Origin of the sequence: Burkholderia arboris (genome assembly GCF_902499125.1) — a bacterium.
GTDB classification, from domain to species: domain Bacteria; phylum Pseudomonadota; class Gammaproteobacteria; order Burkholderiales; family Burkholderiaceae; genus Burkholderia; species Burkholderia arboris.
Genome location: NZ_CABVPX010000001.1, coordinates 94699 through 116201, shown reverse-complemented (window position 1 = coordinate 116201; position 21503 = coordinate 94699). Strand labels below are relative to the sequence as shown.

The window sequence follows — 21503 nt, the reverse complement described above, 5'->3', positions numbered from 1 at the left end:
GTTCCTGCGTGAACCGCCGGCCACCGCCGGTTTACATCACTGCTGACGGTCCCACGCGCGCGCCTGTTCGGCACGGACGAACGCTTCCGACGACTGCGGCAGCAGGTTGCGGAATGCGCCGCCGTCGCTTTCGATCACGTCGATCATCTTCGCGATCATCTCTTCCGGGTCGTGCTGTTCGAGCGGGAACGTCAGCCGCTCGGGCGTCACGGTATGCACGGCCGGATCGCGCCAGCGCCGCGTCGTTTCCATCATCCGGTCGTTGAAGCCGGTGCTGTACGGGCCGGGGTTCACGACCGCGATGCGGATGCCGTGCTGCGCCAGTTCCGCGTGCATCGCCTCGGCCACCGATTCGACCGCGTGCTTCGACGCGCAATAGGCGCCCGTGAACGGGCCGGTGATCAGGCCTGCGATCGACGATACGAACACGATCTTGCCGTGCCGGCGCGCGAGCATGCCGCGTGCGATCTGCTGCGTGAGTTCGAGCGGCCCGAACACGTTGACGTCGAACAGCTCGCGGACGATCTCGACCGGCAGGTCCACCAGCGCGCCGGCTTCGCCCACGCCCGCGTTGTTCACGAGCACGTCGATGTCGAGTTCGGCCGCGCGGGCACGATCATGGGCCGACGTGACGTCGAGCTTGATCGCGCGCAGTGCGGTGCCGCGTTGCGCGGCGGCGTCCGTCAGTGCATCGATCTCGACGGTGACGCGCACGCCGGCCGTCACGTCGTGACCGCGCTCGGCGAGGCGCAGCGCGACTTCGCGGCCGAAGCCGGTGCCTGCGCCGGTGATGAGGATGCGTTTCTGTGTCATGTGCTTACCCTTTGGTTTGGAGGTGGAGCGTTGCCGGAAAGCGGTCGCGGCCGTGTTGCGCGATCGCGGTGTCATCGTCGACGCTGCCGCCCGAGACACCGATCGCGCCCACGCAGCGCCCGTTGCCATCGAAGAGCGGCTCGCCGCCGCCGAACGTGACGAGCCCGCCGTGGCTGTGCTCGATGCCGCGCAGCGGACCGTCGCCCGACATCGCGCCGAGTGCGCCGGTCGATGCACGGAAGCGGACAGCCGTCAGCGCCTTGCGCTGCGCGAGATCGATCGCACCGAGGAAGCAATCGTCGGTGCGCACGAATGCGAGCAGGTTTGCACCGGCATCGACGATTGCAATGGCGACGCCGGCGACTTGCAGCGACGCGGCATGCGCGAGGGCGGCATCGATCGTGCGGCGGGCGGCTGCGAGCGGCAGCGCGGCGGCGAGCGGGTTCATGCGGGGCTCCGGTGGGACGACAGCGCCAGTGTAGGCAGTTGCGGTATATGGGAGAATCCGTATTCCGCTCGAAGGAGTTTCAAGTTTTTTTAATGATGGGCAGACGCGATCCGATGGCCGGGCTGCACGTGTTCATGACCGTCGCGACGGCCGGCAACTTCACGCGGGCCGCCGCCGCGCTCGGCCTGACGCCGGCTGCCGTCAGCCTCGCGATCGGGCAGCTCGAGGGCGAACTGAACGTGAAGCTGTTCAACCGCAGCACGCGTGGCGTGAGCCTGACGGAAGCCGGGCAGCGCTACTGGCGGCAGACGGAGCCTGCGTACCGGCAGGTGATGCAGGCGCGCGACGAGCTGAAGGACGCGCGCAGCGAGCCGAGCGGGGTGTTGCGCGTGACCGCGTTGCCGCTGGCGCGCGCACGCGTGATCGCGCCGGTACTCGCCACGTTCCGCGAGCGCTATCCGAAAGTCCGGCTCGAAATCCGCTACGAGAACGAACTGGTCGATATCGCGAAGGACGGGTTCGATGCGGGGATCCGGCTGGCCGACCGGTTGCAGCCGGGCATGATCGGCGTGCGGATCGCGCCGGCGCTGTCGTGTGCGCTGGTTGCGTCGCCCGGTTATCTGGCGCGGCACGGCGTGCCGGCGTCGATTGCGGCGCTCGAACGGCATGCGTGCATCCGGTTCCGGTTCTCGGAAAGCGGGCGCCTGCACAAGTGGCTGCTGCACGACGGGCAGCGCGACGTCGATCTCGATCCGGACGGTGTGTTCGTGACGAACGATGCCGATGCGGTGATCGATGCGGCACGCGCGGGTGTCGGCATTGCGTTCGCGTTCATGCGCGAGCGGATCGAGCAGGATTTGCGCGACGGCAGGCTCGTCGAGGTGCTGCCGGGCGTGTGCCGCACGCTGCCGCCGATGTGGCTGTATTACGTGAACCGCAAGCACGTGCCGGCCAAGCTGCGTGCGTTCATCGACGTGCTGCGGGAGCGAGAAGGCGCGGACGCGACGTAATCGCATCGGCCGGTTGACGGTAGCAATTTATCCGCCGCCGTGCGTCGAAGTGGCGAGCGGGACCGTGACGATGGGGATCGAGCAGATCGTCGTGCTGCGGCTGCCGGCGTCGCGGCTGCGCGAGGTCAATCGCGTGCTCGAGGACCCGGCATGGGGCGCTTACCGGACGGAGTGCTATCCGACTGACGACTACAAGGCGATTGCGTTGGGGGAGCGTGAGCGGGGGACGAAATGGGGGCATGTCGTCGCGCCGACGCAAGGCGCGGAGAGCGGCCCGAATCAACCCGTCCCGATTCCGGCGAAGTCCCGCCGCATCACGTTTTCGTCCTCGACCGCCGGGCCGCGCCCGGTAGATTTCTCCCAAATGCATCACAAGTCATTCGTCCGATGAAAAAACTGCCTGCGTTCCCGGTATGATGCGCACCTTGCGTTTGTCGGCCGCACGATTTTTATGTGTTGTTGACGCGCCCGGCGAGCCACAAAACCGCACAATGCGAACCTGAAAGATTCTGTAATATAAATTCCGTATACTCGTAAGTTCTGATCCAGGCGCCGCCTGCCTCCGTCTTCGGCCGACCGCCCACGCAGAACAACCAGATTCGTCGCCGCCTGGCCCTCTTGCGCCGCGACACGCTATGCATCACCACTGAACAACTTATGTCTTCCCGCCACTCAGGTTCGCCCGGCCGTGCCGCGGCGGCGATCGCCCGTGCCCGGGCGCTGATCCGCAACGAGCGCGTGCTGTCGCCGCTGCTCGCGCTCGGCATCGGCCTGCTGCTGATCGTGGTTTTCCAGCATCTGTCGGAATCCGTCGACTACCGGTCGGTGATCCGCCAGTTGCGTCACATGTCCGTCGGCGAGTGGGGCGCGTCGCTGGCCGCGACGGCCCTCAGCTATCTCGCGCTCGTCGCCCGCGATGCGGTCGGCCTGCGTTATGTCGGCGCGAAGGTGCCGCGTGTCGCGCTGTGGATCGGCGCGATTGCCGGATCCGCGCTCGGTAACGCCACCGGCTTCGGCGCGCTGACGGGCGGTGCGGTCCGCGCCCGCGTGTACGGCGTGTCGGGCGTCACGCCCGCCCAGATCGGCCGGATGACGGTATTCACGAGCGGCACGCTGGCGCTCGCGATGGTGTTGATGACGGCGGTCGGCATGGTCTGCGTGCCGGAGGCGCTCGCCGCGATGCTGCACGTCGCGCCCGGCGTGCTCACGTGGACCGGCGCCGCGCTGCTCGTGGTGCTGGCCGCGATGGTCGTGATGTGCGGCAACGCCGCGCGCCCGGTCGTCACGCGCTTCAAGTGGCTGTCGTTCGACGTGCCGGCGCGGCGCGATCTCGTCGCGCAGGTCGTCTACGCGGTGCTCGACGTCGTGGCCGCGGGCCTGACGCTGTGGGTGCTGCTGCCGGCCGCGCCGGTCGGCTTCCCGACCTTCATTACTGTCTACGCGGCCGCATTGCTGCTCGGGATGATCGGTCATACGCCGGGCGGGATCGGCGTGTTCGAAGCCGCGATGGTGTTCACGCTGGGCCGCGAAGTGCCCGCGCACGCGATGGTCGCCGCGCTGATCGCCTATCGCGCGATCTACTTCGGCGTGCCGCTTGTGCTGTCGGCCGGCCTGCTGGCCGGCTTCGAGGGCCGCGCGCTGCGGCGCCGGCTCGTCACGCGGCAGGCCGTGCGCGTGTCGCAGCTCGCACCGGTGTTCCTGAGCCTCGTAACGTTCGCAGTGGGCGGGATGCTGGTGATCTCGAGCGCGACCCCCGCGTTCTGGCACCGGATCGCGATCCTGCGCCACATCGTGCCGCTGTGGGTGCTCGAAGGCTCGCAGGTGATCTGCAGCGTGCTCGGCGTCGCGCTGCTGTTCGTCGCGCGCGGGCTGCTGCGGCGGCTCGACGGCGCGTGGTGGATGACCTTCGCGTTGACGCTCGCGAGCCTCGCGCTGTCGCTCGCGAAGGGCCTCGCGTTCGTCGAGGCCGGCGTGCTCGGGACGCTGCTCGTGCTGCTGCTCGTCAGCCGGCGCCGTTTCAACCGCCATTCGTCGCTGCTCGCCGAGCGCTTCACGGTGAGTTGGTTCGTGTCGGTGACGATGGTACTGATGCTGGCCGTGTGGGTGCTGTTCTTCGCGTTCCGCGACGTGCCGTACACGCGCGAGCTGTGGTCGCATTTCTCGTTCGATGCGCGCGCGCCGCGTGCGCTGCGCGCCACGCTCGCGTCCGGCGTGTTCGTTGCGCTGTTCGCGCTGTGGCAATTGCTGCGTCCGGCGCCGGGCCGCTTCGTGAAGCCGGTGCCGCAGGACCTGTTCGACGCCGAACGGATCATCCGCGCGCAGGAGTGCAGCGATGCGGGCCTCGCGTTGATGGGCGACAAGTCGTTCCTGTTCTCGGAATCGCGCCAGGCCTTCCTGATGTACGCGAAGAACGGCCGCACGTGGGCCGCGCTGCACGATCCGGTCGGGCCGCGGGAAGAATGGCCGGCGCTGATCAGCAAGTTCATCGCGCTCGCTCACGCGCACAGCGGTCGCGCGGCGTTCTACCAGGTGCGCGCGAACGCGCTGCCGCTGTATCTCGATGCGGGCCTCACGCTGATGAAGCTCGGCGAGGAAGCACATATCGCGCTCGACCAGTTCGACCTGAAGGGTTCGAACCGTTCGCACCTGCGTTACGCGCTGCGCCGCGGCGACAAGGACGCGCTGGCGATCGAGGTGATCGCGCCGGGCGACGTGCCGGCCGCGCTGCCGGCGCTGCGCGGCATTTCCGACGGCTGGCTCGACAGCCGCGATGCGCGCGAGAAGAGTTTCTCGGTGGCCGCGTTCCACGACGGCTATCTCGCGACGCAGTCGGTGATGCTCGTGCGGCAGGCCGACAAGCCGATCGCGTTCGTCACGTTCATGACGACCGACCTCAACACCGAGGCGACGGTCGGCGTGATGCGCCATCTGCCGGACGCGTCGCCGTACGCGATGGAGTATCTGTTCACGCAGCTCGCGCTGCATCTGAAGGAAGCGGGTTACCGCAAGCTGAGCCTGGGCATCGCGCCGTTCTCGGGGATGGGGGCGGCGAAGATGCCGTCGCCGTGGCACCGGCTCGGCCTGATGGTCTGGCGCTTCGGCGGCCGCTTCTACAACTTCCGCGGCTTGCGCGCTTTCAAGAGCAAGTTCGAACCGCACTGGGAGCCGCGTTACCTCGCGGCCTCGGGCTCGGTCGGCGTGTTTGTCACGCTGGCGGATCTGTCATTGCTGGCTGGAGGTCGGCGTTCATGATGTTGACGAAGGGAATCGCGCGGGCGGCAGCCGCCTGCGCGGGAATGATGCTGGCCGGCGCCGCGTGCGCCGCGCAGCCGGCCGCAGGGAAAGCCGAAACCGTGTCGGGCGGCCGCTACGGCCCCGTTACCGTGACCAAGCCGAGCGGGCCGCTGCGCGGTTTCGTCGTGCTGTTCTCGCGTGAGGCCGGCTGGAATGCCGCCGATCAGCAGGCAGCCGATGCGCTCGCGAAAGCCGGGGCGATGACGGTCGGTGTCGATTCCGAGCGTTACGCGGCAAATCTCGCGGCGAAGCAGGAGACCTGCCACCACCTCGACGGCGACGCCGAGGCGGTCAGCCACCAGCTCGAGCGCCTGGCACAGTCGTCGCGTTATTTCACGCCGATCGTCGCGGGCGTGGGCCAGGGCGGCGCGATCGCGAAGCAGATCCTGTCGATGGCGCCGGAGAACACGATCGCCGGTGTCGTTTCGGTCGGTCCGGGCGTGAAGCTCGATCCGCGCTTCAAGCCGTGCCCGCCCGATCCGACGATCGTGCGCCGCGCGATGCCGGGCTTCGTCGAAACGGCCGCCGCGGGCGACACCGCGAAGCTCGTGTCGCTCGTTACGTCGCACCTGCGCGACACCAGCAGCGGCGACGAACTCGACGTGTCGGATCTGCCGCTCGTCGAGCTGCCCGCCAGGGGCGGCAGCGACCGGCTCGCGATCGTGATCTCCGGCGACGGCGGCTGGCGCGATCTCGACAAGACGATCGCCGAGGCGCTGCAGCGCGACGGCGTGTCGGTGGTCGGCATCGACAGCCTGCGCTACTTCTGGAGCGAGAAGCCGCCCGCGCAAGTGAGCCGCGATCTGGCGCGCGTGATGCGCACCTACATGGCGCGCTGGCATGCGGGCCGCGTGGCGCTGGTCGGCTACTCGTTCGGTGCCGACGTGATGCCGTTCGCGTACAACCGGCTGCCGGCCGACCTGCGCGACAAGGTTGCGGTGATGTCGTTGCTCGGCTTCGCGCCGTCCGCCGATTTCCAGATCCGCGTGACGGGCTGGCTCGGCATGCCCGCGAGCGACAAGGCGCTGAAGGTCGCGCCGGAAATCGCGCAGGTGCCGCCGCAGCTGGTGCAGTGCTTCTACGGGGCCGAAGAGAAGGACACGATGTGCCCGGCGCTCGCGAATACGGGCGCCGACGTGATCAAGACGCAGGGCGATCACCACTTCGGCCGCGACTACATCGCGCTCGAGAAGAAGATCCTCGGCGCGTTCGGCAAGCCGGCAGCGGCGCGCTGACCGCCGGCGGCGCTCGCGCGACGGCGGGCACCGGCCGGTTAGCTTCCGGTTCATCGTACGGGCGGCCAGCGAGCCGCCCGTTTCATTTTCCTGCCTGCGCCGCCGCGTCCTGCGGCGGCATCGCCGTTCTCGCATCGCGCTGGTAGAAGCCCGGAAACCGGTCGAGCTGCCGCCGGGCGGCCGCGATATCGGTGTCGTCGCCGAGCACCGCGCTCGAGAACCCCGTGCGTTCCATCAGCAGCAACTGGTCGACCAGTACTTCGCCGGTCGCGCGCAGGTCGCCGGCGAAGCCGTAGCGCTTGCGCAGCAGGTACGCCTGGCTGTATGCGCGGCCGTCGGTGAACGACGGAAACTGCAGGTCGATCCGCGTGACTTGCGCGATCCGCGCGGCGAGCGGCGGCAGTTCCTCGTCGTTGCCGATCGTCAGCGTCGCATCGTCGGGCGGCGGCGTGTCGCCCGCGTGTTCGGCCGGTGTCAGCAGGCGGAGGCGCGCGTGCGTGTTCGAAGTCGCTTGATTCATGCGTGCTCCACCGGATGACGCGCGTGGTTCGCGGCAGCCTTGAAGGGTTCCGCGCCGATGCGGCGCACCGTGTCGATGAATCGTTCGCTGCGGCCGTTCGCGTCGATTCGCGCGTCGAGGTACGCGTTGACGAGCGCATCGACGACATCGACGATCTCGTCCGCCGAGAACGACGGGCCGATCACCTTGCCCGGCTGCGCGGGGCCGCTCGCGGTCGAGCCGTCCGATCCGCCGAGCGTGACCTGGTACCACTCCGCGCCGTCCTTGTCGACGCCGAGGATGCCGAGGTGGCCGCTGTGATGATGGCCGCACGAGTTGATGCAGCCGCTGATGTGCAGGTCGATGTCGCCGATGTCGTGCAGCAGGTCGAGATCCTGGAAGCGCTCGGTGATCGCATCGGCGACCGGGATCGAGCGCGCGTTCGCGAGCGCGCAGAAATCGCCGCCCGGGCACGCGATCATGTCGGTCAGCAGCGCGACGTTCGCGCTGGCCAGCCCGATCGCCCGTGCGTTCTCCCACAGCAGGAACAGATCGTCGACGTGCACCCACGGCAGCACGACGTTCTGCGTGTGCGTGACGCGCGCTTCCCCGGCCGAGAAGCGGTCGGCAAGCTCGGCGAGCGCGTCGAGCTGATCGGGCGATGCATCGCCTGGCGCCTGCAGGCGGCGCTTGAACGACAGCGTGACGATGCGCAGCGCCGGGTCGCGATGCGCGGCGACGTTGCGGGCGAGCCAGCGTGCGAACGCCGGATGTCGGGCCGCCTGGGCGAAGACGCGTGCGTTCGCATCGGACAGGTCCAGCGTGCGCGCCTTGAGCCGCGGCGGGACGAACGACGCGGCGACGCGATCGAACTCGGCCTGCGGGATCGTGTGCGGGCCGCCGTCGAGGACGACGATCTGGCGGAACTCCTCCTCGACGTCGTCGATGTAGCGCTGCCCCTCGGTCTTCACGAGGATCTTGATGCGTGCCTTGTACTTGTTGTCGCGGCGCCCGTAGCGGTTGTACACGCGGACGATCGCCTCGATGTAGTTCATCACGTGCTGCCACGGCAGGAACGCGCGCAGTAGCGTCGCGATCATCGGCGTGCGGCCCATGCCGCCGCCGACGCTCACGCGAAAACCGAGCGCGCCCGTGTCGTCGCGCACGAGCTTCAGCCCGACGTCGTGCCAGTCGGTCGCCGCGCGGTCTTCGGTGGCACCGGTGATCGCGATCTTGAACTTGCGCGGCAGGAATGCGAACTCGGGGTGGAGCGTCGTCCACTGGCGCATCACTTCGGCGAACGGGCGCGGGTCGGCGATCTCGTCCGGCGCGACACCCGCGCGTTCGTCGCACGAGATATTGCGGATGCAATTGCCGCTCGTCTGGATGCCGTGCATGTCGACGGTCGCAAGCAGGTCCATCACGTCGGCCGCCTTCGCAAGCGGAATCCAGTTGAACTGCACGTTGGTGCGTGTCGTGAAGTGCGCGCTGCGGGTCGGCAGGCGCAACGTGCCGAGCACTGCCTGTGCGTCGCATGCGGTGCGGTAGGTGGCATCGTCGGGCACGTCGTAGTCGCGCGCGATCCGCGCCAGCACGCGAAGCTGCGCGCTCGACAGCTCGCCGTACGGCACGGCGACGCGCAGCATCGGCGCATGGCGTTGCACATACCAGCCGTTCTGCAGCCGCAGCGGCCGGAACGCGTCTTCACTCAGCGTGCCGTGCTGCCAGCGCTCGAGCTGGTCGCGGAACTGGGCAGCGCGGCTGTGCACGAGCGCCCGGTCGAAATCGGTATATCGATACATGACGTGATACGCGAGAGGCGCCGCGGCGTGGATTGCGCGCGGCGCAAAGAGACGTTGCGACGGGTGTCAGGCAACGGAAGACAGCGTAGGGAACGCGGTGCGGCGGGACAAGCAGCAGATCGGAACGAAAAAGGCGCAGCAGATGGCCGGCGACACGCAGGCGCCGGCGTGGAGGGGCGGGCATGCGACCCTGCCCGTGGCGCGGTTAAACGCTGGCGTCGACGACGAGCGCCGGATCGAGCGCGCGAATGCGCTGGTCGATGAAGTAACCGCCGCCCTCCTGGTAACGCAGGAACAAACGGCTGCACGAGCGGCAGCGGCTGACGCTGCAGCGGTTGTACGGGAAATGGCGCAGCGCGATCGGCGCGTCGTCCGACGCATAGCGCGTGCCGGCCGGATGATATTCCGCATAGGTCGGTTCGGCATCGCCGGGCGGCACGAGCGTGGCGACCTCGGTCAGTTGCGCATCCTGCAGCGACAGCGGCAGGGTCGTCCAGCCGGCGAGCGAGGTCTTCGTGCACGTGCACGACTGCGTGACGTGTGCCGCGTCGGCCGTCAGTTTCAACAGTGCATCGTGATCGAGGTAAGGCAGTTGGCTCATGGAAAATCGTGAAGGAGCGGCGGGATCAGCAATGTAACCCGCCCGCGGATTGCCTGCATGGCCGCGCCGCAGGCGGCGCGCACCTCACGTACCGTGGGCGGTCAGCCTGCCTTGCGGACCGACGGCTGCGCGACCAGTTCGCCGAGCACGCGGATCGCGCGCTCGATGTCGCGGCTCCACGGGTGGCCGAAGTTCACGCGCACGCAGCGCTCGAAGCCATGCGCGGCCGAAAACAGCGGCCCCGGTGCGAAGCTGATGCCGCGTGCGATCGCCTGGCGATGCAGTTCCATCGCGTCGATCGGATCGGGAAACGCGAGCCACAGGAAGTACCCGCCGTCGGGCCGCACCCACTCGACGCCGGGCGGCAGCCAGCGCCGCAGCGCGTCGTCCATCCGGTCGAGCTGTGCGTGCAGCGCGCCGCGCAGTTTGCGCAAGTGCCGGTCGTAGCCGCCGTGTTCGAGATAGTTCGCGATGCCGGCCTGCGCGGGAATGCTGGCCGACAGCGTCGTCATCAGCTTGAGCCGCTGCACCCGCTCGGCGAAGCGGCCGGCGGCGGCCCAGCCGATCCGGTAGCCGGGCGCAAGCGTCTTCGAGAACGAACTGCAGTGCATCACGAGGCCGTGACGGTCGAACGCGCGCGCGGGCAGCGGATAGTCGGGGCCGAAATGCAGCTCGCCGTATACGTCGTCCTCGATCAACGGCACCTCGCGCGCCGCGAGCATGTCGACGAGTGCGCGTTTCTTGTCGGCGGACAGCGTGACGCCGGTCGGATTCTGGAAATTGGTCATGAACCAGCACGCGCGGATGTCGTGCCGGTCGAGCGCGTTCGCCAGCGCATCGAGATCGAGGCCGGTGCGCGGATCGACGGGAATCTCGACCGCGCGCAGGTCGAGCCGTTCGATCGCCTGCAGCGCCGCATAGAAGCCGGGCGCTTCGACCGCGACGACGTCGCCGGGCCGCGTGACCGCCATCAGGCACAGGTTCAGCGCTTCGAGCGCGCCGTTCGTGACGACGATCTCGTCGATCGGCTGCGAGATGCCGGTGGCGAGATAGCGCCGGGCGATCTGCTGGCGCAGCGCCTCGTTGCCGGGCGGCAGGTCGACGACCGTGCTCCACGGGCTCACGAGCCGCGTGGCCTGTGCGAGCGATTTCGCCAGGCGCGACAGCGGAAACAGTTGCGGCGCCGGGAATGCGGAACCGAGCGGCACGATGCCGGGTTGTGTGGCCGCGTCGAGCACCGAGAACACGAGGTTGCTGATGTCGACCTTGCGCGTGGCGCCGGCGCGGCTCGCGCGTCGTTTCGTCGCCGGGCTCGCCGCCGGCTTTGCGCCCGGCGCGACGTAGTAGCCCGAGCGTTCGCGTGCGCGGATCAATCCCCACTGTTCGAGCTGGTAATACGCGCGGAACACCGTCGACTGGCTCACGCCGTGCTGCGCGATGATCTGCCGCAGCGACGGCAGGCGCGTGCCGACGGCAAGGTTGCCGTTGCGGATCTCGTCGGCGATCGTGTGGGCGAGGGTTTCGTAGCGTTTCATCGGCGTGGACGGAGGGCGTCGCCGCCGCGCGCGGGCCGGAGTGGCGCCGCGCCGGCGGGCGCGGGTCATTGTCCGATGCGCGCTTCGAAAAGGAAAGCGCGGCGCGCGTCAGCCGCGCTGTCCTGCTGCGTCACGCCGCGTTCGGCTCCGCATTCCGCCCGTTCTCGCGGCCGCGCAGCGGCGGCAGCGGCTCGACCTTGCCGACGATGAACAGGTACGACAGCGCGCCGACCACGCACAGCACGCCGGCCACCGCGAGCGGCACGACGAACGAACCCTTCGTGATCGACAGCATCACGCCGGTGAACGTCGTGATGAAGATCCCCGCGAGATTGCCCGCGAAGTTCTGGATGCCGCCGATCGACGCGACGTGCGCGGGCGTCGGCGCGATTTCGCCGACGAGCGTCCACACGTTGGCGCCCGCGAACGACAGGCTTGCATACGCGAGCGCGAACAGCCCGAGGCACGCCCACACGTTTTCGACGAATGCCGACAGTGCGATCGACGACGACATCAGCATCCCGAGCACGAGGCAGGTCTTGCGCGCGGCGGTCGCGCTCCAGCCGCGCCGGAACAGGCTGTCCGACACGTAGCCGCCGAGCCAGCCGCCGGGAATCGCGAGCAGTGCGGGCAGCATGCCCCATGTGCCGAGCGACGCGAGCGAGAAGCCGCGCGACTGCAGCAGGTAGCTCGGGAACCACGTGATGAAGAAGTAGATCGCGAAGTTCAGGCAGAACAGGCCGATCATCATCCCCCACACCGTGCGGTAGCGGAACAGGTCGAGCCACGACACCTTGGGGCCGTCGGTTGCGGCCGCAACGACCGGTGTGCTGCGTTGCGCGAGCAGCGCATCGACGGCATCCGGCGCGATCGCACGGTAGCGTTCCGGGTCGCGATAGACGAACCACCACGCCAGCGCCCACACGATGCCGATGCCGCCCGTGATCACGAACGACCCGCGCCAGCCGACGATCGAGATCAGCCACGCGACGAGCGGCAGCGACAGTGCGGAGCCGACGCGCGAGCCGCTGTCGAAGATGCTGCTTGCCAGGCCGCGCTCGCTGCGCGGGAACCAGTTGAACGCGACTTTCGCGAACGACGGGATCGCGGCCGCTTCGCCGACGCCGAGCATCAGCCGCACGCCGACCAGTTGCGCGAGGCCGCGCGCGGCACCTGTCGCGACGGTGAACACCGACCACCAGCCGACCGCCAGCGCGAGGCTCACGCGCACGCCGACCTTGTCGATGAACCAGCCGGCCGGCAGTTGCAGGAACGCGTAGGTCCAGAAGAACGCGCTTAGCACGAGGCCCATGCCGACCGCGTCGAGGCCGAGGTCGGCGCGGATGCTGGGCGCCGCGATCGCGAGGTTCGCGCGGTCGATGAAGTTGATGACGTTGGCCAGGAAGCACATCAGGATCATGGCCCATCGGATGCGTGGCATGCGGTGTCTCCGCGCGGAATGTCGTGACGGGCGACCGGCGATCCGCAGCGCCGGCCGCCTCGAAGGGCGAATTACGGCGTTGCTTGCGGCGTGCGGTCGAACTTCGCGAGCGCTTCCCACAGGCCGTTCAGGTAGACCGCGCCAAGCGCGCGATCGTAGAGGCCATAGCCGGGCTTGCCGGTTTCGCCCCAGATCATGCGGCCGTGGTCGGGGCGCACGTAGCCGGTGAAGCCGGTGTCGTGGTACGCCTTCACGATCGCGGCGATGTCGAGCGAGCCGCAACTCGACAGGTGCGCGGTTTCCTCGAAATCGCCGTTCGCGTCGACCTTCACGTTGCGGATGTGTGCGAAATGAATGCGGCCCATCGCGCCGAACTCGCGCACCAGCGCTTCGACGTCGTTCTGCGGGCCCGCGCCGAGCGAGCCTGAGCACAGCGTCAGCCCGTTCGCGGGCGAATCGACGATGCGCACGATCCGCGCGAGATCGTCGCGGTTCTTCACGATGCGCGGCAGCCCGAAGATCGGGCGCGGCGGATCGTCGGGGTGGATCGCCATCTTCACGCCGGCTTCCTCGGCGACGGGGATGATCGCCTTCAGGAAGTATTCGAGGTTGGCCCACAGCGCGGCTTCGTCGACGTCGCGATAGTCGGCGAGCAGCGCCTGCAGCTGTTCCGGCCGGTAGCTCGAATCCCAGCCGGGCAGCGCGATGCCGTCGTTCGGGTCGATCCGGTCGACGGCGTCGGTGCTGAACGCGAGGCAGGTCGAGCCGTCGCCGAGTGTCTTCGACAACTCGGTGCGCGTCCAGTCGAACACGGGCATGAAGTTGTAGCAGATGACGCGGATGCCGGCCGCGCCGAGATGGCGGATCGTCTGCCGGTAGTGGTCGATCAGGCGGTCGCGGCCCGGTTTGCCGAGCTTGATGTCCTCGTGCACGGGCACCGATTCGACGACTTCGAACTGCAGGCCGGCGCGTTCGATCGTCGCCTTCAGCGCATCGATCTTGTGCGCGGGCCAGACTTCGCCCACCGGTTCGTCGTAGATCGCGGACACGATATGCGTGACGCCCGGGATCTGGCGGATGTATTGCAGCGAGACCGGATCGGACTCGCCGTACCAACGGAAAGACATCTTCACTGGAGCGGCTCCTGGCTGGGCGGTTCATGCACGGACGACCGGGCGGCAGCGTGCCGGCCCGTCGTCGGTGTGTGGATTATGATTGGTATGCCAGTTATGCGGGATAGTGGTTTACCAGTTGTCCGGACCGGCAAGGACCGGCGCGACGCTTCCGGGTCGAGCCTGCGACACCGGCCGAAGGGCCAATCCGGATGCGGGCCGGAATTGGTGTACCATTTTGTCGATCCGGCGCCGCGACGGCGCCAGCCAGCCCGTTGCGAGCCTTTCGATGACCGATCTTTCCAGCCTGCCTGCCAGCCGCGACACCGATGCCGCGGACCGCTCCTACATCGGTCTTGCGCGACAGATTCACGCGATGGTGGCCGCCGGGGCGTTCGAAGCCGGCGGGCGGTTGCCGTCGGAGCGCAGCCTGGCCGACCAGTTCGGCGTGAGCCGCACGCAGGTGCGCGAGGCGATCATCGCGCTCGAGGTGCAGGGAATCGTCGAGGTGCGGATCGGCTCCGGCATCTATGTGTCGGCGGCCGATGCCGCGCGACCGGTCACGTTCGAGGTGCCGCGCGGCCCGGGGCCGATCGAGACGCTGCGCGCGCGCGGGCTGATCGAGGCGGAAGTCGCGGCGCTGGCGGCGACCGAACGCAAGGACGCCGATCTCGACCGGCTGTTTTTCTCGCTGACGACGATGCGCGAGCGGATGGACGACAAGGCCGCGTACGACGCGGCCGATCGCCAGTTTCACCTGCGGATCGCGGAATCGACCGGCAACACGGTGCTGCTGCACATGGTCACGGCGATGTGGGACTGCGCGCGCAGCGACCCGCTGTGGGACAAGATCGAGGAGCATTTTCACTCGACTGCGCTGCGCGAGGCATCGCAGGAAGATCACCAGCGGATCTTCGCGGCGATCATGGCGCGCGACGCAGGCGGTGCGCGCGAAGCGATGCGCGCGCACCTGTCGCGCGTGATCGCGGAGTTCACGCAGGCCTGGCGCTGACGTTCGTTTGCGCGGCCGGAGACGGAGAAACGGGCGCGTGTAACTGCGTCGCATTCAGCCGCCGGCGCAGGTGAACGCATGCACCGTGTGCGGCTTGTTCCGATTGCGCGACCGTATGTTTTATGGTCTTGTTGCGGGATATCGCATCGACTCGAAAAGGGACAGTCGAATGCAGCCGGGCGATTCACACGGGGTCCGATTGATCAGGGGAATCGGTGCGCGCGCGCAGGCACGCGGCGCCGTGCGCAGGCTGCTCATCATATTGACGCTGGGCTTACTGACGCCCGTTCTCCCGGCCTTCGCGGCCTCTCCCGAAACCGTCAACGACACCGTGCTGCGCGTGCTCGCGTGGCCCGGTTATGCGGACAGCGACATCGTCGGCGCATTCGAGGCGCAGTTTCACGTGCGTGTCGAAGTGACGTTCGTCGATTCCGACGAAGCGCTGTGGACACGGATGCACAGCGCCGCGCCTCCGCCGTACGACGTGCTGGCTGCCAATACGGCCGAGATCCAGCGCTATGCACACGAACACCTGCTCGCGCCGATCGACTTGTCGCGCATCCCGAACCGGCGACGGCAATTGCCGAACTTCCAGCAACTCGCGACGATCGGCGGGCTCGTGCAGGACGGCTCGACCTACGCGATCCCGTTCACATATTCGTCGATGGGGCTGATCTACGACCGCAAGCAGGTGCCGGCCGCGCCGCGCTCGATGCGCGAGCTGTGGAATCCGCGCTACCGTGGCAAGGTGCTCGACTTCAACAGTGCACAGCACAATTTCTCGTTCACCGCGCTCGCGCTCGGCTATCCCGATCCGTTTCGGTTGTCGTCCGCGCAGACGCTCGAGGTCGCGCGCAAGCTGATCGACCTGCGCCGCAACCTGCTGACGTATTACACGCTTCCCGAAGAGGCGACCGCGCTGTTCGTCCAGCATCGCGCGGCGCTGATGTTCGGCAACTACGGCACGCAGCAGGTCGAGCTGCTGCGGCGCGCGGGCGCGGACGTCGGTTACGTGATCCCCGAGGAAGGCGCGCTCGCGTGGCTCGACTGCTGGGCCGTCACGCGCGGCGCGCAACGGCCCGAGCTTGCATTCGCGTGGATCAACTACATGCTCGAACCCGCGATCGGCGCGTTGCTGACCGAGCGCCAGGGGCTCGCGAATACGCTCGAGCCGCCGCCTGGCCTCGACACCGGGCACCAGCACCTCGTGTGGCTCCAGCCGGTCGAAAACATCGCGCGCCGCGAATCGTTGTGGAGCCGCATCGTGTCGGGCGACCGGCCGGAGCGGTTCGGAAAATGATCCGGCTCGGGCTCACGTCGAAACTGTCGGTGCTGTTCGCCTGCATCGGCGTGATCGCGTCCGGCACGACCGGCTACTACGCGTATCGCGCCAACCGTGCGATGCTCGTGCAGGAAGCGCAGCACAGTCTGCTGATGTCGACGCAGTTGCTCGGTCAACGCTTCACGACCGCGCTGTCGGACGTTGCCGACGATGCGCTCGTGCTTGCGCAGTTGCCGTCGTCCGCGCTCGTCGCGGGGAGCGACAACCCGGACCGTGCGCCCCGCACGCGGCTCGAGCAGGTGTATTACAGCTTCATGAGAAATCACCCGGAATACCTGCAGATCCGCCTGATCGCGAGCGGGCATTTCGGGATCGAGCGCATCCGTGTCGATCGCGATGCGAGCGGCATCGTCGTGCTGCCCGAAAGCGTGTTCCAGGAGAAAGGCCAGTTCTCCTACGTATTTGACACGCTTGCGACGGCGCCCGGCCATATCTACCTGTCACCGATCGTGATCAACCACGAGACGGGGTCGCACGCGGCCGAAGGGCTGCCGATCCTGCGTGTGGGCACGCCGGTCGTCGACACGTCGGGCCGGACGGTCGGCGCGCTCGTCGTCGACGTCGAGCTGTCGCGCGTGTTCGACCGGCTCGAACGCGACCTGCCGGAAGACTATGCGGTCTATCTCGCGAACGAGTGGGGCGACTTCCTCGTGCATCCCGATCCGGCGCAGACGTTCGGTTTCGATCGCGGCCGGCGCGTGCTGATGCAGGATCGCTTCGCCGCCACGCGCGCGTTGTTCGACGACGCGCGAGCGAACGTGACGCTCAACGGCCTTGCGCAGCCGGACGAGGCGCCGGGCCAGATGTTTGCGTTCGCGCGCACGTCGTTCGGGCACGACGAGGGCAACCGCTTCGTCGTGCTCGGGATGGCGCGTCCGCTCGCGGACGTGCTCTCGCCGGCCGGCGTGCTCGGCGAACGGATCGTCAGGATGGTGCTCGTGTCGAGCCTGCTGGCGGTGATCCTCGCGATCCTGTTCGCGCGAGCGATCACGCGGCCGCTGCAGACGCTCGCGCGCGCCGCGACGCACGTGTTCGACGATCCGGCCGCCGAACAATTGCCGGTCGCGCGTGCGGACGAGATCGGCGTGCTCGCGCGCTGCTTCGACAGCATGCGCGTCGAGATCCGCACGCAGGTCGCGATGCTGCGCGCGAAGCAGCAGGAGCTCACGCACCTCGCCGGTCACGATCCGCTGACCGCGCTGCCGAACCGCCTGCTGTTCATGGAGCGTCTCGACGCCGCGATCCGGCATGCGGCCGCGGTGCGCGAGGGCTTGGCCGTGATGTTCGTCGATCTCGACGGCTTCAAGCAGATCAACGACCAGCACGGTCACTCGGCCGGCGACCGCACGCTCGTGGCAGTCGCGAAGCGGCTGAGCCACGTGCTGCGCAGCGGCGACATGGTCGCGCGGCTCGGCGGCGACGAGTTCATCGTGCTGATTGCGGACGTGCGTTCACCGGCGGTCATCGGCGATGTCGCGTCGCGCATCCAGATCGTGATGGCCGAGGAACTGGAATTCGACGAACGGCGCTTGGCCGTCGGCGCGAGCATCGGTGTCAGCGAGTTTCCGGCTGACGGTGCGTCGGCCGAGGAGTTGCTCGTCAAGGCCGATGCTGCGATGTACGCGGCGAAGGCGTCCGCGCAATGCGCGTGCGTGCGCTATCAGGATCTGGTCCGCGGCGGCCACGCAATGAGCGAAACCGGCCGCGTGGCATCGGGCGGCAGCCGGTGACGGCGGGCCGGCCACGCGAGCCGTGCAAACGCAACGAGCCCGTCACGGGACGGGCTCGTTGCAAGGGCGGGCTGCGCGCGGGGCGCGCAGCGGCAGGCTTAGTGGCCGAAGTAGACCGAGTCGCGCGGGGTCTGGGCCTTGACGACCGGTGCGCCGCCCTCGACCGCCGCGGCCGGCTGCGAACCGAAGCCGGTGCTGTCGACACCGTGCACGCGGGCTTGCGCGGCCTGGATGTCGGCCGGGTAGTACGGGCTCGACTGGCTCGGCTTGTAGCCGGCATTCTCGAGCTGGACGAGTTCGTTGCGCACCTGGGCGCGGGTCACGGTGCTTTGTGCGAATGCGCCGAACGAGGCGGACAGGGCGACGGCGGCAACGACTGCGGAAACGAGCGATTTCATGATGACCTCCGATGTTTGTTGGCTTTCCGCGTTCGACACCATGTCGTAAGCGGTTGATTACATCGTAGGCGTCGGGCGACCTAGGGTAAACGTGAGTTTTGGTGAAAGATCGTTGCGCTCGAGGTAATAATTTCGAGATAAACGTCTTCTGTCCCTAATCCGTGTTGCGGGGATTGCAAGGGCGGGCGCGGAAGGGAAACGCAGATGGGGCGCGCGGGCGAGCGCCCGGCGGCGAAGGGTCGGCGAAGGGTCGGCGAAGAGGGCGCGGCGGGCGCCGGGCGGCGGGACGGCCGGATCAGACCCCGTCGTCGTCGATTTCCTTGCGTTCCCGGCGTTCCTCGTTGCCGCGACGCGCGCGCAGGCGCTGTCGCGACAGGACGGCGATCACCTGCTGGGTCGGGGCGCCGGACGGCAGCTCGTTGCGGATGCGGTCGGGCACCACCGGCAGGCCCGCACGCTGCCGGCGCAGCGCCTTGGCGATTGCCTGGCGACATTCGTCTCCATGGCAATCCCATTCATCGCGGATTCTCTGGCAATAACGGCATTGTTCCATCCGGACAGTCTAACCGGTCTTCGGGAACGGGGCAGGGCGCGGGGCGGAACGCCTCAGGCGCCGGGCACGGCGAGCGCCTTCGCATGAGACTGGAAGCGGCGGTGTTCTTCCGGCGGAACGAGCGAGCCGCCGGTCGCCCAGATGATGTGCGTCGACGCGTGCAGGTCGATCGCGTGACGGCGCAGGTAGTCCCGGCCGGCCGGCGAGCGTGCCAGCCAGCCTGGCCCGCCGACGGCGGCAGCGGCCGACGGCTCCAGCTCCACCCCCGTGGCGCGTTGAACCGCGAGCAATTGCGCGTAGAGCTGGTCGTCACTGACCGTGAAGACGCCCGACAACTGCGACGCCATCAGCGGGCTGACCAGATGCGACGCTTGCGCCACCGCCAGCCCGTCGGCCTCGGTCCGGTTGTCGAGGCCCGCGTCGTAGACGGACACGGGCTTGCCGGAGTCCGCGGCCAGCTGGACGAGCATGCATGGCGCCGCGACGGGCTCGGCGAAAAAGCAATGCACGTGCTCGCCGAACAGCGCCTTGAGGCCATACGTGATGCCGCCCGGCGCGCCGCCGACACCGCACGGGAGATAGACGAAGAGCGGATGTGCGGCGTCCACGCGGCGGCCTGATTCGGCGAGCTGTGCCGCAAGGTGCCGGGCGCTCGCGGCGTAACCGAGGAACAGCATCAGCGAGCCTTCGTCGTCGACGAAATGGCTGCGCGGTTGATGGCATGCCTGCGATCGGCCGGCTGCGACGGCCTGCGCGTAATCGCCGTCGTGCTCGACCACGCTGACACCGCGTGTTCGCAAGCGGGCCTTCTTCCACGGCTTCGCATCGGTCGACATGTGGACGACCGACTCGAACCCCAGCGCGGCGGCCATCACGCCGATGCTCAGACCGAGATTGCCGGTGCTGCCCACGATGACGGTATGCGTGGCAAACAACGCGCGCGCAGCGGCCGATGCGAGGATCCGCCGGTCGCCCGCGGGGGCGAGCAGCCCGTGGTCGATCGCGATCGACTCCGCGAGCGCGAGCACCTCATGAAAGCCCCCGCGCGCCTTGATCGAACCGGCGACCGGCAACGCGTCGTCGCGCTTGATGAACCAGGCGCCGTGCGCGTCGGCCGCGTGCGACAACGCGCGCTGCAAGCCGTCCGCCGGCATCAGCGGCGATTCGATTTTCCCCGCGGTGGCCGCGAGCTCCGGAAACAGCTCGGCCATCAGTGGCTCGCAGCGCGCCAGCCTCGCTTCGGCCGCAGCGATGGCGTCGAACGAGGGCGCGTCCGGCGGCAACGGGCGGCCGGTCACGGGGTTCAGCCACAGCAGCGGGTGGCGAGATTGCAGTCTGGCTAATAGATCGGCAGGTTGAAGCGTAACGGTCACGGATCGGCCTCGGGTTCGTTGATCGGGATACAGGACCGAAATGCTACGATTCCGGTCAACGGCGCAAAAGCGCCGATTTCTAATCAACACATTAGCCTGACTTATATTCATGCGACTGGACGGTTCGATCCTCGGTGCGCTGCTCTGCTTTGAAACGGCAGGCCGGCTGTTGAGCTTCACGAAGACGGCGCACGCGTTCAACCTGACGCAAAGCGCCGTGAGCCAGCAGATCCGGAATCTGGAGGACCGGCTGGGCTATCCGCTGTTCGTGCGCCAGGCGCGCGGGTTGAGGCTGACGGAGAAGGGCGCGATTCTGCTCGGGACGATGTCGGGCGCGTTCGGCGACATCCATCGCACGCTGCAGGCGCTCGGCATGTCGGACGCACCGCTGCAGGTCAGTTGTCTGCCGTCGTTTGCGTTGCAATGGCTGATGCCGCGCCTGACCGGATTTCACCGGCAGCAGCCGAACGTGTCGGTTCGCGTACAGGCCGAATTCCAGGTGCTGGACCGCCAGGCGATGGAGGCCGGCGACATCGATGTCGCCGTGCGCTACGACCCGGTGCAATACGGCCGGTTGCATGCGGAGGCGATGCTCGACGAAATCCTGTTTCCGGTCGCCACGCCGGCGTATCTGGCGCAGCATCCGGCGTTCGCCGGCGGGGCGTCGCTGGACGGCGTCGTGTTGCTGCACGATGCCGCTCCGTGGGGCGGCGCGCCCGAGTTCGTCGAGTGGCGCACGTGGCTGGAGGCCGTCCGGCCGGCGTGGATCGCGCATCTGGACGGGCCGCAGTTCAATTTTTCCAGCCTGGCGATCACGGCCGCGTTGAACCATCAGGGTGTCGCGATGGGGCGCGCGGCGCTCGTGCATGACGAGATTGCGAGCGGACGGCTGGTCGATGTGTTCGGCGCGCACGTGCGTGCGCCGGCACGCTACATGCTGCTGTCGCGCAACCCGGACGATCCGCGTACCGCCGCCTTTTCGGACTGGCTCAAGGCCGAATGCGTGCGATTCGGCGAAACCCGGTCGCGCGTGCTGTCGAACACGGAGCGGCGTGTGTAACGGCCGCTGCGGGACAACTGGATCGGAGTGCGAAGCAATAAGATTGAAGCCACGGCTGCAAACTACAGTTTCCCATCCGTTGCCCTACGGATGGCTTGCGCATGAACGGGGCCTGGCGGCTTATCTGAGCGACCAGATTCCCCAGATCGCGATCAACAGGCCGAGGCCGAATCCACAGCCCAGCAACACATAGGTTTCCATTTCTTGCCTCTGAAAACGTGGCAGCGCCGATGTCGGCATCAGCG

18 protein-coding genes and 1 pseudogene are annotated in these 21503 nt (G+C 68.1%); 8 read left to right on the top strand and 11 right to left on the bottom strand.

The features are described from left to right. Nucleotides 1-36: 36 nt before the first annotated feature. Together BLA15945_RS00550 and BLA15945_RS00545 are read right to left on the bottom strand one after the other, a co-directional pair. Nucleotides 37-813, bottom strand: a complete 777-nt coding sequence (locus BLA15945_RS00550) for an SDR family oxidoreductase (protein ID WP_059240377.1) — start codon at nucleotides 811-813, stop codon at nucleotides 37-39. A 4-nt stretch (nucleotides 814-817) separates the two neighbouring features. Next, nucleotides 818-1261, bottom strand: a complete 444-nt coding sequence (locus BLA15945_RS00545; protein ID WP_059240378.1) for a GlcG/HbpS family heme-binding protein — start codon at nucleotides 1259-1261, stop codon at nucleotides 818-820. Nucleotides 1262-1356: 95 nt separating this feature from the next. Here BLA15945_RS00545 and BLA15945_RS00540 point away from each other — a divergent pair, with 95 nt between their 5' ends. From BLA15945_RS00540 to BLA15945_RS00525, 4 genes and pseudogenes are all read left to right on the top strand, one after another. Next, nucleotides 1357-2271, top strand: coding sequence for a LysR family transcriptional regulator (locus BLA15945_RS00540; RefSeq protein WP_081052071.1), 915 nt, complete (start codon nucleotides 1357-1359; stop codon nucleotides 2269-2271). A 28-nt stretch (nucleotides 2272-2299) separates the two neighbouring features. Continuing rightward, nucleotides 2300-2494, top strand: a pseudogene (locus BLA15945_RS00535) (hypothetical protein); the annotation flags it as partial. A 434-nt stretch (nucleotides 2495-2928) separates the two neighbouring features. Next, nucleotides 2929-5523: a bifunctional lysylphosphatidylglycerol flippase/synthetase MprF gene (gene mprF, locus BLA15945_RS00530; protein WP_174991200.1), complete on the top strand. Its 2595-nt coding sequence runs from the start codon at nucleotides 2929-2931 to the stop codon at nucleotides 5521-5523. Next, complete coding sequence (locus BLA15945_RS00525; RefSeq protein ID WP_174991199.1) at nucleotides 5520-6800, top strand: virulence factor family protein; 1281 nt, start codon at nucleotides 5520-5522, stop codon at nucleotides 6798-6800. The genes mprF and BLA15945_RS00525 overlap by 4 nt, the downstream gene beginning before the upstream one ends. A gap of 82 nt (nucleotides 6801-6882) precedes the next feature. On the opposite strand, the gene BLA15945_RS00520 is transcribed toward BLA15945_RS00525, so the two are convergent. The 6 genes from BLA15945_RS00520 to uxuA all read right to left on the bottom strand — a co-directional run bounded on the left by BLA15945_RS00520 (nucleotide 6883) and on the right by uxuA (nucleotide 13811). Further along, on the bottom strand, nucleotides 6883-7320 hold the full coding sequence (locus BLA15945_RS00520) for a DUF934 domain-containing protein (protein ID WP_059240382.1): 438 nt from the start codon (nucleotides 7318-7320) through the stop codon (nucleotides 6883-6885). Next, entirely contained in the window at nucleotides 7317-9101 is a 1785-nt protein-coding gene (locus BLA15945_RS00515) for a nitrite/sulfite reductase (protein ID WP_174991198.1), read from the bottom strand. The genes BLA15945_RS00520 and BLA15945_RS00515 overlap by 4 nt, the downstream gene beginning before the upstream one ends. Before the next feature lie 205 nt (nucleotides 9102-9306). Then, on the bottom strand, nucleotides 9307-9702 hold the full coding sequence (locus tag BLA15945_RS00510; protein ID WP_174991197.1) for a hypothetical protein: 396 nt from the start codon (nucleotides 9700-9702) through the stop codon (nucleotides 9307-9309). 101 nt (nucleotides 9703-9803) lie between these two features. Then, on the bottom strand, nucleotides 9804-11237 hold the full coding sequence (locus tag BLA15945_RS00505) for an aminotransferase-like domain-containing protein (RefSeq protein ID WP_174991196.1): 1434 nt from the start codon (nucleotides 11235-11237) through the stop codon (nucleotides 9804-9806). Nucleotides 11238-11367: 130 nt separating this feature from the next. Beyond that, nucleotides 11368-12678 (bottom strand): MFS transporter, encoded by a 1311-nt coding sequence (locus tag BLA15945_RS00500; protein WP_174991195.1) that lies wholly within the window; start codon nucleotides 12676-12678, stop codon nucleotides 11368-11370. Between the two features lie 71 nt (nucleotides 12679-12749). After that, the gene (uxuA, locus tag BLA15945_RS00495; protein ID WP_174991194.1) at nucleotides 12750-13811 is read right to left on the bottom strand and encodes a mannonate dehydratase; all 1062 of its coding nucleotides are present in this window, start codon (nucleotides 13809-13811) and stop codon (nucleotides 12750-12752) included. Between the two features lie 268 nt (nucleotides 13812-14079). Between uxuA and BLA15945_RS00490 the strand changes: the two genes are divergently transcribed. The 3 genes from BLA15945_RS00490 (at nucleotide 14080) to BLA15945_RS00480 (ending at nucleotide 17874) form a co-directional block, all read left to right on the top strand. After that, nucleotides 14080-14802: a FadR/GntR family transcriptional regulator gene (locus tag BLA15945_RS00490; protein WP_059240976.1), complete on the top strand. Its 723-nt coding sequence runs from the start codon at nucleotides 14080-14082 to the stop codon at nucleotides 14800-14802. A 169-nt stretch (nucleotides 14803-14971) separates the two neighbouring features. Continuing rightward, nucleotides 14972-16102, top strand: a complete 1131-nt coding sequence (locus BLA15945_RS00485; RefSeq protein WP_059240388.1) for an extracellular solute-binding protein — start codon at nucleotides 14972-14974, stop codon at nucleotides 16100-16102. Then, entirely contained in the window at nucleotides 16099-17874 is a 1776-nt protein-coding gene (locus tag BLA15945_RS00480; RefSeq protein ID WP_059240389.1) for a sensor domain-containing diguanylate cyclase, read from the top strand. Before BLA15945_RS00485 ends, BLA15945_RS00480 begins: the two co-directional genes overlap by 4 nt. Nucleotides 17875-17972: 98 nt before the next feature. Here the strand turns inward: BLA15945_RS00480 and BLA15945_RS00475 are convergent, their stop codons facing one another. The 3 genes from BLA15945_RS00475 to BLA15945_RS00465 form a co-directional block, all read right to left on the bottom strand. After that, a complete protein-coding gene (locus BLA15945_RS00475; protein ID WP_059240977.1) occupies nucleotides 17973-18272 on the bottom strand; it encodes a DUF4148 domain-containing protein in 300 nt (99 codons plus the stop codon). Between the two features lie 295 nt (nucleotides 18273-18567). After that, nucleotides 18568-18825 carry a hypothetical protein gene (locus BLA15945_RS00470; RefSeq protein WP_174991193.1) on the bottom strand — a complete coding sequence of 86 codons (258 nt, stop codon included), beginning with the start codon at nucleotides 18823-18825 and terminating at the stop codon, nucleotides 18568-18570. A 53-nt stretch (nucleotides 18826-18878) separates the two neighbouring features. Beyond that, the gene (locus tag BLA15945_RS00465; protein ID WP_174991192.1) at nucleotides 18879-20309 is read right to left on the bottom strand and encodes a D-serine ammonia-lyase; all 1431 of its coding nucleotides are present in this window, start codon (nucleotides 20307-20309) and stop codon (nucleotides 18879-18881) included. Here BLA15945_RS00465 and BLA15945_RS00460 point away from each other — a divergent pair. Further along, complete coding sequence (locus BLA15945_RS00460) at nucleotides 20308-21258, top strand: LysR substrate-binding domain-containing protein (protein ID WP_174991191.1); 951 nt, start codon at nucleotides 20308-20310, stop codon at nucleotides 21256-21258. The genes BLA15945_RS00465 and BLA15945_RS00460 overlap by 2 nt on opposite strands. Nucleotides 21259-21503 lie beyond the last annotated feature (245 nt).

Excerpts from the sequence above, each read along its gene's own strand:
- BLA15945_RS00550 (WP_059240377.1), bottom strand. The coding sequence starts at position 813 with ATGACACAGAAACGCATCCTCATCACCGGCGCAGGCACCGGCTTCGGC.
- BLA15945_RS00545 (WP_059240378.1), bottom strand. The coding sequence starts at position 1,261 with ATGAACCCGCTCGCCGCCGCGCTGCCGCTCGCAGCCGCCCGCCGCACG.
- BLA15945_RS00540 (WP_081052071.1), top strand. The coding sequence starts at position 1,357 with ATGGGCAGACGCGATCCGATGGCCGGGCTGCACGTGTTCATGACCGTC.
- mprF (WP_174991200.1), top strand. The coding sequence starts at position 2,929 with ATGTCTTCCCGCCACTCAGGTTCGCCCGGCCGTGCCGCGGCGGCGATC.
- BLA15945_RS00525 (WP_174991199.1), top strand. The coding sequence starts at position 5,520 with ATGATGTTGACGAAGGGAATCGCGCGGGCGGCAGCCGCCTGCGCGGGA.
- BLA15945_RS00520 (WP_059240382.1), bottom strand. The coding sequence starts at position 7,320 with ATGAATCAAGCGACTTCGAACACGCACGCGCGCCTCCGCCTGCTGACA.
- BLA15945_RS00515 (WP_174991198.1), bottom strand. The coding sequence starts at position 9,101 with ATGTATCGATATACCGATTTCGACCGGGCGCTCGTGCACAGCCGCGCT.
- BLA15945_RS00510 (WP_174991197.1), bottom strand. The coding sequence starts at position 9,702 with ATGAGCCAACTGCCTTACCTCGATCACGATGCACTGTTGAAACTGACG.
- BLA15945_RS00505 (WP_174991196.1), bottom strand. The coding sequence starts at position 11,237 with ATGAAACGCTACGAAACCCTCGCCCACACGATCGCCGACGAGATCCGC.
- BLA15945_RS00500 (WP_174991195.1), bottom strand. The coding sequence starts at position 12,678 with ATGCCACGCATCCGATGGGCCATGATCCTGATGTGCTTCCTGGCCAAC.
- BLA15945_RS00490 (WP_059240976.1), top strand. The coding sequence starts at position 14,080 with ATGACCGATCTTTCCAGCCTGCCTGCCAGCCGCGACACCGATGCCGCG.
- BLA15945_RS00485 (WP_059240388.1), top strand. The coding sequence starts at position 14,972 with ATGCAGCCGGGCGATTCACACGGGGTCCGATTGATCAGGGGAATCGGT.
- BLA15945_RS00480 (WP_059240389.1), top strand. The coding sequence starts at position 16,099 with ATGATCCGGCTCGGGCTCACGTCGAAACTGTCGGTGCTGTTCGCCTGC.
- BLA15945_RS00475 (WP_059240977.1), bottom strand. The coding sequence starts at position 18,272 with ATGAAATCGCTCGTTTCCGCAGTCGTTGCCGCCGTCGCCCTGTCCGCC.
- BLA15945_RS00470 (WP_174991193.1), bottom strand. The coding sequence starts at position 18,825 with ATGGAACAATGCCGTTATTGCCAGAGAATCCGCGATGAATGGGATTGC.
- BLA15945_RS00460 (WP_174991191.1), top strand. The coding sequence starts at position 20,308 with ATGCGACTGGACGGTTCGATCCTCGGTGCGCTGCTCTGCTTTGAAACG.
- BLA15945_RS00465 (WP_174991192.1), bottom strand. The coding sequence starts at position 20,309 with ATGAATATAAGTCAGGCTAATGTGTTGATTAGAAATCGGCGCTTTTGC.